At 70.6% G+C, this 10965-nt stretch carries 10 protein-coding genes and 1 riboswitch; of the genes, 8 read left to right on the forward strand and 2 right to left on the reverse strand.

What is annotated here, in order from left to right; genetic code table 11:
- Window positions 1-6: 6 nt before the first annotated feature.
- A riboswitch (guanidine-III (ykkC-III) riboswitch) is annotated at window positions 7-75 on the forward strand.
- A gap of 34 nt (window positions 76-109) precedes the next feature.
- A complete protein-coding gene (locus ACFTZL_RS32660) occupies window positions 110-430 on the forward strand; it encodes a multidrug efflux SMR transporter (RefSeq protein WP_184593181.1) in 321 nt (106 codons plus the stop codon).
- A gap of 6 nt (window positions 431-436) precedes the next feature.
- Here the strand turns inward: ACFTZL_RS32660 and ACFTZL_RS32665 are convergent, their stop codons facing one another.
- Window positions 437-2695: a transglycosylase domain-containing protein gene (locus ACFTZL_RS32665; protein ID WP_382590158.1), complete on the reverse strand. Its 2259-nt coding sequence runs from the start codon at window positions 2693-2695 to the stop codon at window positions 437-439.
- Between the two features lie 1054 nt (window positions 2696-3749).
- On the opposite strand from ACFTZL_RS32665, the gene ACFTZL_RS32670 reads away from it, so the two are divergent.
- The 5 genes from ACFTZL_RS32670 (at window position 3750) to ACFTZL_RS32690 (ending at window position 7661) form a co-directional block, all read left to right on the forward strand.
- Complete coding sequence (locus tag ACFTZL_RS32670) at window positions 3750-4181, forward strand: hypothetical protein (RefSeq protein WP_382590140.1); 432 nt, start codon at window positions 3750-3752, stop codon at window positions 4179-4181.
- A 121-nt stretch (window positions 4182-4302) separates the two neighbouring features.
- Entirely contained in the window at window positions 4303-5103 is an 801-nt protein-coding gene (locus tag ACFTZL_RS32675) for an ABC transporter permease (protein ID WP_382590161.1), read from the forward strand.
- Window positions 5096-5917, forward strand: a complete 822-nt coding sequence (locus tag ACFTZL_RS32680; protein WP_382590143.1) for an ABC transporter permease — start codon at window positions 5096-5098, stop codon at window positions 5915-5917. The genes ACFTZL_RS32675 and ACFTZL_RS32680 overlap by 8 nt, the downstream gene beginning before the upstream one ends.
- Window position 5918: 1 nt before the next feature.
- Entirely contained in the window at window positions 5919-6941 is a 1023-nt protein-coding gene (locus ACFTZL_RS32685) for an ATP-binding cassette domain-containing protein (RefSeq protein ID WP_382590146.1), read from the forward strand.
- A gap of 33 nt (window positions 6942-6974) precedes the next feature.
- Window positions 6975-7661 carry a DUF1707 domain-containing protein gene (locus ACFTZL_RS32690; protein WP_382590149.1) on the forward strand — a complete coding sequence of 229 codons (687 nt, stop codon included), beginning with the start codon at window positions 6975-6977 and terminating at the stop codon, window positions 7659-7661.
- A 31-nt stretch (window positions 7662-7692) separates the two neighbouring features.
- Here ACFTZL_RS32690 and ACFTZL_RS32695 read toward each other — a convergent pair whose 3' ends face one another.
- Window positions 7693-9027: an SGNH/GDSL hydrolase family protein gene (locus ACFTZL_RS32695; RefSeq protein ID WP_382590151.1), complete on the reverse strand. Its 1335-nt coding sequence runs from the start codon at window positions 9025-9027 to the stop codon at window positions 7693-7695.
- Window positions 9028-9221: 194 nt separating this feature from the next.
- Between ACFTZL_RS32695 and ACFTZL_RS32700 the strand changes: the two genes are divergently transcribed.
- The gene (locus ACFTZL_RS32700; protein WP_382590154.1) at window positions 9222-10562 is read left to right on the forward strand and encodes a DUF445 domain-containing protein; all 1341 of its coding nucleotides are present in this window, start codon (window positions 9222-9224) and stop codon (window positions 10560-10562) included.
- Between the two features lie 68 nt (window positions 10563-10630).
- Window positions 10631-10965: MFS transporter (locus tag ACFTZL_RS32705; RefSeq protein ID WP_382590155.1), on the forward strand; the 335-nt coding region annotated here is incomplete at its 3' end.

Consider the following 10965-nt stretch of genomic DNA (forward strand, 5'->3'; position numbering starts at 1 on the left):
TTCGTCGTGGATTTGCTACGTTGGAGGGACCCGACGAGACGCGCCGTACCGGGACGAAGGCAAAGACGACGCACCTGGACCGTCAGCCTGTCTCCCGGAGGTGCCCGTCATGGCCTGGGTTCTGCTCGTCGTCGCCGGTCTGCTCGAAGTCGGGTGGTCGATCGGTATGAAGTACACCGACGGCTTCACCCGCCCGCTCCCGAGCGTTCTCACCGGCGCCGGAATCGTCGTCAGCATGCTGCTGCTGTCCCAGGCGGCCAAGACCCTGCCCATCGGTACCGCCTACGGCGTGTGGGTGGGGATCGGCGCGGCCGGGGCGGCGGTGGTCGGTATGGCCGTGCTGGGCGAGCCGGCCACCGCCGCCCGGATCTTCTTCGTCTGTCTGCTGCTGGTCGCCGTGGTGGGGCTGAAGGCGACCTCAGGTCACTGACCTGACCTATTCGCGGCGCGCGCCCTGCGGGACGACGCCCCAGCCGGGGCCTGTCGGAGCGCCGTTGGCGCCGCCGTCGGCCGTGCCGCCGCCTTCCGTGGTGCCGCCGTCGGCCGTGCCGCCGCCCTCCGTCGTGCCGCCGTCTCCGGTTCCGCCGTCCGCGGTGCCGCCGCCGGTCGGGGACTCGCCTCCCGTGCTGCCGTCGGTGGTGCCGCCGTCGGTCTGGCCCTGGGTCTGGCTCTCGGGCGCGCTCGGGGTCTGGCCGGGCGTCTCGGTGCCGGTCTCCTCGTCGCCGGGGGTCGAGCTGGCGCCGTCGGTCGTGCCGCCCGTGGTCGGGTCGACGGGGGTCTCGGGGCTGGGGGCCTCGGTGACGTCGGAGCCCGGCTGGAGCTCGAGGTCGAAGTCCCTGACCGGCTTGCCCTCGAGGGCGTCCTGGGTGAACTGCGTCCAGATCTCCGCGGGCGGTCCGCCGCCGTTGACGCGGGGCAGGCCCATCGCGCCGTACAGCGACTTGTGGGCGGCGGTGACCGGGTCCTGGCCCATGACGGAGACGACGGTGGCGAGGTCGGGGGTGTAGCCCGCGAACCAGGCCGCCGTGTCCTCCTCGGCGGTGCCGGTCTTGCCGGCGACGGGGCGCCCCGCGGCCTGTGCGGCGGAGGCCGTGCCGTTCTGGACGACGCTCTGCAGCATCGAGGTCGTGGTGTCGGCGGCCTCGCGGCTCACGGCCTGCCGGGTGCGCCGCTCGGGCAGCTCGATGGGCGTGCCCTCCTTGATGACCTTGTCGACCATCGTGTAGGTGCCGTGCCGGCCGTGGTTGGCGAGCGTGGCGTACGCCTCCGCCATCTCGAGGACGCTGGCGGTGGCCGTGCCGAGCGCGATGGCGGGGCCGTCGGCGAGGTCCGGGGTGGTCTCGGGGACGCCCAGGTCGATCGCGGTCTGCTTGACCTTCTGGGGGCCGACGTCGGCGGCCATCTGCGCGTACACCGAGTTCACGGAGCTGTCGGTGGCCTCGGTGACGGTGATGTCGCCGTAGGAGTGCTGGTCCTCGTTCTCGGGGGCGTACGGGTCGCCGGTCCAGCCCTGGACGGTTCGCTTGTTGGTGCCGTCGTAGATCGTGTTCGGGGTGACCACGCGGCCGTCCTGGGTCCGCGAGCCGTTCTCGACGGCCGAGGTGAACACGAAGGGCTTGAAGGTGGAGCCGACCTGGAAGTCCCTGCGGGTGGCGTTGGGGGTGTACTGCTTGACGTAGTCGACGCCGTTGTACATCGCCACGACCTTGCCGGTCTTGGGGTCGACGGCGGCGCCGCCCGCGCGTACGTAGGAGTCGACCTTGTTGTTCTTCTTGTCCAGCTTGGACATGAGCTTGTCGTCGACGGCCTTCACGAAGGCGTCCTGCTTGCCCTTCTGCAGGGTCGTGGTGATGCGGTAGCCGCCGGCGTCGAGCTTGTCCTCGTCGATGATGTTGTTCTGGGTGAGGTAGTCCTTGACGATCCGCACGATGTAGCCGCGCTGGCCGGACATGCCGGTGGAGAGGGTGGACTCCTTCGGCACGGGGAACTTCATGCCGGCCCGCTTCGACTCGCTGAGCCAGCCCTTCTTGACCATGCCGTCCAGGACGTAGTTCCAGCGGGACTCGGCGGCCTTGCGGTTCTCGGGGTGGGCGACGACGTCGTACTGGCTGGGGGCGTTGACGAGCGCGGCGAGGTAGGCGGCGCGGGCCGGGTCGAGGTCGGTGGCGTCCATGCCGTAGTAGGCCTGGGCGGCGGCCTGGATGCCGTAGGCGTTGCGGCCGAAGTAGCTGGTGTTGAGGTAGCCCTCGAGGATGTGGTCCTTGCTCTGCTCGCGGTCCAGCTTGATGGAGATGAAGAACTCCTTGGCCTTGCGCGTGACGGTCTGTTCCTGGCGCAGGTAGTAGTTCTTCACGTACTGCTGGGTGATCGTGGAGCCGGACTGCTTGCCCTTGCCGAGGGCGGTGTTCCAGGCGGCGCGGACCATGGCCTTGGGGTCGACGGCGGACTCGGTGTAGAAGTCGCGGTCCTCGGCGGCCAGGATCGCGTGCTGGGCGTCCTTGGAGATCTGCGGGAGGGTGACGTTCTCCCGGTTGACCTCGCCGTCGCGGGCGATCACCGAGCCGTCCGCGTAGAGGTAGACGTTGGCCTGCTTGGTGGCGAGCGCGTTGGCCGGCGGGATCTGGACCAGCGAGTAGCCCAAGAAGAAGCCGCCGATCAGCAGCATGACGACGATGATGAAGCCGCCGAGCGTCATGCGCCAGGTCGGGATCACCCGGCGCCAGCCGGTCCGCTTCCGTTTCCCGCCGGACTTGGCCTGCGGCCCGCTGCCCGGGTCGCTGACCGCCGGTAGCGGCGCCGTACCCGGCCCGTCACCGGCCTGGGGGCGCGGCGCGCCCTGGGCGCTGTCCGTCCGGGCCTGAGCCGCGCCCGGCACGCCGCCTGTCCGGCCCCGTGCCGTGCCCGCGGCGCCGACGGCCCGGATCTGTACCGTGCCCGGGTCGTTGTCGGTCTGGGGGCGTGGCGTGCCCGGTGCGCCGTCCGTCCTGGCCGATGGCGTGCCAGGGGCGGCGTCCGTCCGGCCCCGTGCCGTGCCCGCGGCGCCGACGGCCCGGATCTGTACCGTGCCCGGGTCGTTGTCGGTCTGGGGGCGTGGGGTGCCCCGGTCGTCGTCCGCCTTGGCTCGGGGCGTGCCCTGGGCGGCATCCGTCCGGGCCGGTGCCGTGCCCCGGTCGCCGTCCGTCCGGCCCCGTGCCGTGCCCGCGGCGCCGACGGCCCGGATCTCTACCGTGCCCGGGTCGTCGTCGGCCTTGGCCCGCGGTGTGCCCGGCTCACCGTCCGCCTCGGCCGGTGGCGTGCCCTGGGCGCCGTCCCCCTTGGCCGGCTCTGGGTCCCCCTTGGCCCGTGGCGCGACCGGGTCGCCGTCCTTCTGGGGTCGTGCCGTGCCCGGGTCGTCGTCAGCCCGGTCCCGTGGCGTGCCCGGGGCGCCGTCCGGCTGCGGCTCTCTCGGTGCCCGCCCCGGTGTCGGCTGCTGCGGCTGAGGCTCGTCACTCATGTCGTGCACGGACTCCTGTTTCGCGTCGTACGTCGTTCCCGTACGTCTCTGCTCGCTCTTGCGCCCCTGTGATGAAGACTGTCCCATCCGGCGATCAGTTCCCTGATCGAGGGCCGTGTCGCGAGCCGTGTGGTGAGGCGGGCGGCGTGCGGGCGAACGTACAGGCGGACGCAGGGTGAACTGAGCTATTCTGCACGCCTGTTCGAATTGCGATCTTGCTTGCGCGAGATTCGCCTGAAGGGGGACACGACCGAAGATGCGACTGCTCGCACGCTCTGCCCTGGCCGGCACCGCCGCCACGCTGCTCGCCCTGGCCACGGGCGCCTCTGCCCACGCGGACGGAACGGATCGTACCGTCTGGGCCGGTGCCGACTGGAACGTCACGCCCCACGCGGACTCGGGCGGCAAGGCCCACATCCAGACGTACGGCGAGGTCTTCACCATCACCGACCTGGCCAAGGACGGTCACTCGACGATCGGGATCATCTCGATCGGCGGCGAGGGCAACACGTATTACTACTGGAACCGTGACGGCGTGAACACGACCCGCACGCTCAACCTCGACATCAAGGAGGGCGCGCCGATCACCATCAAGGCGTGCATCGGCGACTGGAAGGGCAACCCGGACAACCCCACCGCCGGGATCATCTGGGAGAAGTGCAGCGGCTGGGCGCAGACCGACGCGTGATCGAACGCCCCACGGCGTTCCCGAGCGGGAAACCACAGCACGCGAAAACCCATGGCACGCGTGATCCTCGGCCCACTAGGCTCCTGCGCTTCGGTGTCCGGCGGCGAGGAGGGCTGTGGTGGTGGGCTCGGGACGGTTGTACGCGGCCGTCGCGGCAGGGGGTTTCAGGCGGTACGCGACGTACCGGGCGGCCACGGTGGCCGGGGTGTTCACCAATACGGTCTTCGGCGTCATCCTCGTTTACACGTATCTGGCGCTGTGGGACGAGAAGCCGCATCTCGGAGGGTACGACCAGGCGCAGGCCGTGACGTATGTGTGGCTGGGGCAGTGTCTCTACGCGACGCTGGCGATCCAGGGCGGCGGTGCCGAGAAGGACCTGATGGAGCGCATCCGCACCGGTGAGATCGCCGTCGATCTGTACCGGCCGGCCGATCTCCAGCTCTGGTGGCTGGCGGGCGACGTGGGGCGGGCGCTGTTCCAGATGCTGGGGCGGGGCGTGATCCCGTTCGCGTTCGGCGCGGGCTTCTTCCGGATGGCCCTGCCGACGTCGGTCACCCCCTGGCTGGCCTTCGTGGTCACGCTCCTGCTGGCGACGGTGGTCAGCTTCGCGATCCGCTACCTGGCGGCCCTGAGCGTGTTCTGGCTGATGGACGGCATGGGCGTCAACCAGGTCCTGATGGTCACGGGGATCTTCTTCTCGGGCATGGTGCTGCCGCTGAACGCCTTCCCCGGGGCGCTCGGCGAGGTCGTGCGGGTGCTGCCGTGGGCGGCGCAGATCCAGATGCCGGCGGATGTGCTGATGGGGGAGACCGATCCGCTGCGGGCGTTCGCCTTCCAGGCGGCGTGGGCGGTGGCGCTGCTGGCGGCGGGACGGCTGCTGCAGTCGGCCGCGACACGGCGGGTGGTGGTGCAGGGTGGGTGAGCGGAATGCCCTGGCCGAGGGGCTGCGGGCCTACTGGCTGATCGCCGGGATGTGGATCCGGTCCAGCATGACCTACCGCACCTCCTTCGTCGTCACGGTGTTCGGCAACCTCACGGTGACCGGCCTGGACTTCGTGGGAATCCTGCTGATGTTCTCGCAGGTCGACTCGCTGGGCGGCTGGTCACTGCCCGAGGTGGCCTTTCTGTACGGGCTGTCGGTGACGGCGTTCGGGATCGCCGACCTGCTGCTCGGCTCGATGGACGTCCTGGGCGCCCGGATGCGCGACGGCTCGTTCGACACGCTGCTGGTGCGTCCCGCGCCGGTGCTCGCCCAGGTCGGAGCCGACCGCTTCGCGCTGCGCCGGCTGGGCCGGATCACCCAGGGCGCCGTGGTGCTGGGCTGGGCGCTGGTCTCGGTGGACGTCGACTGGAGTGCGCCGAAGGTGCTGCTGGTGCCGGTGATGGTGGTCAGCGGCGCGGCGATCTTCTCCGCGGTGTTCGTGGCGGGCGCGGCCTTCCAGATCTTCGCGCAGGACGCCGCCGAGGTGCAGAACGCCTTCACGTACGGCGGGACCACACTGCTGCAGTATCCGCCGAGCGTGTTCGGGAAGGACCTGGTGCGCGGCGTGACCTTCATGGTGCCGCTCGCCTTCGTCAACTGGGTCCCCGCCGCCTATGTGCTGGGGCGGCCGTACCCCATCGGCCTGCCGCCCTGGGCGGCCTTCGCCTCGCCCCTGGTGGCGGTGGCCTGCTGCGCGCTGGCAGGGGCGGCGTGGCGGACGGGGCTTCGTTCCTACCGGAGTACAGGGAGTTGAGGTGACCGAGGTGGACAGCGACGGTTCGGACAGCGCCTTCATCGAACTCGACGGTGTCGAGAAGGTCTTCGACGTACGCAAGAAGACCGGCTTCATGAAGCGGGAACTACGGCAGGTACGGGCCGTCGACTCGATCTCCTTCCGTGTGGAACGCGGCGAGATGGTCGGCTACATCGGCCCGAACGGCGCCGGCAAGTCGACCACGATCAAGATGCTGACCGGCATCCTCACCCCGAGCGCCGGCCGGCTGCGGGTCGCGGGCATCGACCCCTCCCGCGAACGCACACGGCTCGCGCACCGCATCGGTGTGGTGTTCGGGCAGCGCACCACGCTGTGGTGGGACCTGCCGCTGATCGACTCCTACCGGCTGATGCACCGCATGTACCGGATCCCGGACGCCCGTTACCGCGAGAACCTCGACCGTCTGGTCGAACTCCTCGACCTGGGCGACCTGCTGGACGTGCCGGTACGTCAACTCTCCCTGGGCCAGCGGATGCGCGGCGACATCGCGGCGGCGCTGCTGCACGACCCGGAGGTGCTGTACCTCGACGAGCCGACCATCGGTCTTGACGTCGTCTCCAAGTCCAGGGTGCGGGAGTTCCTGCGGGAGATGAACGCCGAGCGCGGCACGACGGTGCTGCTGACCACGCACGATCTGCAGGACATCGAGCAGTTGTGCAAGCGGGTGATGGTCATCGACCACGGGCGCATGATGTACGACGGTCCGCTCGCCGGGCTGCACGAGGCGGGGGAGAGCGAGCGGACGCTGGTCGTGGACTTCGAGCGGGAACTGCCCCCGATCGACGCCCCGGCACCCGCCCGGGTCGTCCGGGTGGACGGGCCGCGCCAGTGGCTGGCGTTCCCGGCGGCGGAGTCGGCCGCGCCACTGGTGGCGCGGATCGCGGCGGAGTACCCGCTGGTCGACCTGTCGGTGCGGGAGCCGGACATCGAAGCGGTGATCGCAAAGATGCTGCATTCCTTGGGGGACACCCCCAAACCCCCGCCGGAGCGCGCGACCGCATAGTGCCCGGGACCGGTAACTCGTAGGCTGCTGTACATGACCGACGACGCACTCCCGGACCTCCGCGCCTCCGACGCCGACCGTGAACGGGTCGCCGGCATCCTGCGGGACGCCGTCGCCGAGGGACGCCTCGACATGGCCGAGTTCGAGGAGCGGCTGGACGCGACGTACCAGGCGCGCACGTACGGGGAACTGGTGCCGATCACCCGCGACCTGCCGGCCGCGGGCGTCACTGTGCCCGCCGTGTCGCTGAGCAAGGACCCCGCCACGGGGGCGGGCTGGCCCGGGCGGATCGTCGGCGGCGAGGGGTCCTCGACGTGGGCCGTCGCCGTGATGTCCGGCTTCCAGCGCAAGGGGCACTGGACGATGCCCCGGCGGTTCACCTGTCTGGCCTTCTGGGGCGGCGGGGAGATCGACCTGCGCGAGGCGAACTTCGCGGACCGCGAGGTCGAGATCAACGCGATCGCGATCATGGGCGGGGTGGATGTCATCGTGCCGCCCGGCGTCGAGGTCGTGGTGCGCGGCATCGGGATCATGGGCGGTTTCGACCACCGCGAGGAGGGTGTGCCGGGGGAGCCCGGGGCGCCGCGCGTGATCGTGACCGGGTTCGCCTTCTGGGGCGGCGTCGGGGTCCAGCGGAAGGTGACGCGGGCGGAGAAGCAGCGGCTCAAGGAGGAGCGGCGGCGGGAGAAACTGGAGCGGCGGAGCAACGGCGAGTACTGAGCGTCGTCGGCCAGTACTCGGCGTCGTCCTGCTACAGCTCGGCCGGGGCCGACCCCTTCAGGCTCTCCAGGTCGAACTCCTCGGCCATCCGCGCGTACCCCTTGTCGCTGGGGTGCAGATGATCGCCCGAGTCGTAGTCGGCGCGCAGCCGGCGCGGGTCGTAGGGGTCACGCAGCGCCTTGTCGAAGTCGGCCACCGCGTCGAAGACCCGGCCCGCCCGGATCTCGGCGTTGATCTGCTGCCGGACCGACTCCCGCGGGTCCGTGTAGCCGCGATGCCCGTAGAACGGCATCAGGGTCGCGCCGACGACCTTCAGGCCGCGTGCGTGGGCCTGGCCCACCATGGTGCGCAGGCCGGCGAGTATGGCGTTCGGGTCGGCGAGCCGCGGGTTGCGCAGGATGTCGTTGACGCCGAGGTCGATGACGACGACCTTGGCGTTCGTCCGCTCCAGCACGTCCCGGCCGAAGCGGTTGAGCCCGCTGGGGTTGTCGGCCGGGCGGCCCAGCCCGTCCGTGAGGACCCGGTTGCCGCTGATGCCCTGGTTGACGACGCTGTAGCGGGGCAGGTCCCGCCCGGCGGCGATCTCCGCGCGTAGCCGCTCGGACAGCACGTCGGTCCACCGGTTGTTGGCGCCCGAGGTGGAGGTGATGCCGTCGGTGAGGGAGTCGCCGAGGACGACGACCGTGCCGTCGGACTCGTTGCTCAGCACGTCCAGCGCCGTCAGGTAGCGCCAGTACGTGCTCTGCTCGGTGTACGGCGTGCCCGTCGTGTCCTGGGCCTGGTTGCCCTGGGCGACGTAGGAGGTCTGCCGGGCGTGCGGGTGGTACGTCACCGGGCCGGAGCTGGTCGGTGTGTACGTGGTGATCAGGACGTCGGCGTCGTGCGGGATGACGACGCGCACGACGTCGCTCATCACCTGCCGGCCGGGCGGGATGACCACCGTGGGGCCGCCGTTGAAGGTCAGCGGGCGCAGGGTGTCCGAGAGCGCGGCGGGCGTACCGCTGCCGGCGGCGACCGCGATCGAGGCCTGCGTGATGCTGAGCGGCGACTGGCCGTAGAGATTGGACAGCGTCACGCGGGCACTCGTACCTCCGACGCTGGTGTGGACGACGTTGCGTACCGAACGGTCCGCCATGCCGGTCGACTCGGTGCCGGGCTCGGCGCCCGCCGGTGAGGTGGACCAGGTGCCGACCCAGGTGCCGGTCGAGGCAGGGGCGGCGGAATTGTTCGGAAGACGGCCGTCAGCCCGGGTGTTCCGGGTCTGCGTGCCGTCGTCGGTCGCCACTCCGACATATATGGCGGCGGAAAGGGCCACAACCGCTGCGACGATCGCCGCGAGCAGGGCGTAACCACGACCCCGGGTCATGCTGTTCAGTTCTCCTCAGGCGATGGGAGCCCAAGGCTCCGATCTGATGTGCCCATGATGCGTCATGGGCAGGGGGAAGCTGACAGGACCCCCCTGGCATTACCCCTTCCGACAGACGCCGGGAACTCCTGTTCCGTTCCAGGAGTCGGTCAGGAAGGGACAATGTGTGCGGGATCACCAAGCGGGTGGAGCGGATGGAACAGATGAAAGTGGAAGAAAAGGTCGACGTCCGAGGGCAGCATGCCCGTCCCGGCGCTGCCGTGAACCGTGCGATGACGAGCTTCAGCCCGGCGGACGAGGAGAAACAGCGCGGCGTACGCCGTATGAAACTCACCGCCACCGGGCTCCTGCTGTTCGTGGCCGTGGTCTACGTCCTCGCCAAGTGGGCCCAGAACTCCGGCGCCGGCCCCTGGGCGGGCTATGTCGCCGCCGCCGCCGAGGCCGGCATGGTCGGCGCGCTCGCCGACTGGTTCGCCGTCACCGCCCTCTTCCGCCACCCCCTCGGCATCCCCATCCCGCACACCGCGATCATCCCCACCAAGAAGGACCAGCTCGGCGTCTCCCTCGGCGAGTTCGTCGGCGAGAACTTCCTCTCCGAGGACGTCGTACGGCAGCGGCTGCGCGCCGTCGGCATCGGCAGCCGCCTCGGCGCCTGGCTCGCGGTCCCCGAGCACGCCGACCGGGTCACGGCGGAGCTCTCCACCGCCCTGCGGGGCGCCCTGACGGTCCTGCGCGACTCCGACGTCCAGGCCGTCGTCGGCGAGGCCATCACCCGGCGCGCCAACGCCCAGGAGATCGGACCCGGCATCGGCAAGATGCTGGAGAAGGTCGTCGCCGACGGCGGCCACAAACGCGTCGTCGACCTCGTCGTCACCCGCGCGCACGACTGGCTGGTGTTGCACCGCGACGAGGTGATGGACGCCGTGGAGGGCGGCGCCCCCGGCTGGACGCCGAAGTTCGTCGACAAGAAGGTCGGCGAGCGCGTCTACAAGGAGCTGCTGCGCTTCGCCACCGAGATGCGCGACATGCCCGCCCACCCCGCGCGCGGCGCCCTCGACCGCTTCCTCACCGACTTCGCCTCCGACCTCCAGTCCGACACCGAGACCCGAGCCCGCGTCGAGCGGCTCAAGGGCGAGGTGCTGGGCCGCGGCGAGGTCCAGGACCTCATCGCCAGCGCCTGGACGGCCGTACGGTCCATGATCGTCGCCGCGGCGGAGGACGAGCGCAGCGAGCTGCGGCTGCGGGTACGGGCCTCGCTGCTGTCGCTGGGCTCCCGGATGGCGGCCGAGCGCAAGGTGCAGGACAAGGTCGACAAGTGGGTGGAGGACGCGGCCGTGTACGTCGTCACCACCTACCGCAAGGAGATCACCTCCCTGATCACGGACACGGTGGCGAGCTGGGACGCCGAGCACACCACGCGGAAGATCGAGGCGAACATCGGCCGCGACCTCCAGTTCATCCGGATCAACGGCACGGTGGTGGGCTCGCTGGCCGGCCTGCTGATCTACACGGTGGCGCACGCGCTGGGGGCGTGATGCTTCGGGCCTAAGAAAAGCCGGTCAGGGCACTCGGCCCGGGTTTCCGCTCGACGAGGAGGGGGCCCATGAGCACCGCGCAGGCCGGGACCGGCCGAACCATCACCACCGACATCCCCGCCCGGCTCGACCGCCTCCCGTGGTCGCGCTGGCACTGGACGATCGTCCTCGGCCTCGGCACCGTGTGGATCCTCGACGGCCTCGAAGTCACCGTCGTCGGCAACATCGCCGGCCGCCTGTCGGAACCCGACAGCGGACTGCCCATCACCTCCGGCCAGGTCACCGGCCTCGCGGCCGCCCTGTATGTGGCCGGAGCCTGCATCGGCGCCCTGTTCTGGGGCCGCCTGACCGACAAGTGGGGCCGCAAGAAGCTCTTCATGATCACCCTCGCGGTGTATCTGGC

Source organism: Streptomyces sp. NPDC056948 (assembly GCF_042674225.1).
GTDB classification, from domain to species: domain Bacteria; phylum Actinomycetota; class Actinomycetes; order Streptomycetales; family Streptomycetaceae; genus Streptomyces; species Streptomyces purpurascens.

What these genes read in the sequence shown, in the direction of transcription:
- ACFTZL_RS32700 (WP_382590154.1), top strand. Translation starts at nt 9,222, where the DNA reads ATGGAACAGATGAAAGTGGAAGAAAAGGTCGACGTCCGAGGGCAGCAT.
- ACFTZL_RS32665 (WP_382590158.1), bottom strand. Translation starts at nt 2,695, where the DNA reads ATGACGCTCGGCGGCTTCATCATCGTCGTCATGCTGCTGATCGGCGGC.
- ACFTZL_RS32670 (WP_382590140.1), top strand. Translation starts at nt 3,750, where the DNA reads ATGCGACTGCTCGCACGCTCTGCCCTGGCCGGCACCGCCGCCACGCTG.
- ACFTZL_RS32695 (WP_382590151.1), bottom strand. Translation starts at nt 9,027, where the DNA reads ATGACCCGGGGTCGTGGTTACGCCCTGCTCGCGGCGATCGTCGCAGCG.
- ACFTZL_RS32660 (WP_184593181.1), top strand. Translation starts at nt 110, where the DNA reads ATGGCCTGGGTTCTGCTCGTCGTCGCCGGTCTGCTCGAAGTCGGGTGG.
- ACFTZL_RS32690 (WP_382590149.1), top strand. Translation starts at nt 6,975, where the DNA reads ATGACCGACGACGCACTCCCGGACCTCCGCGCCTCCGACGCCGACCGT.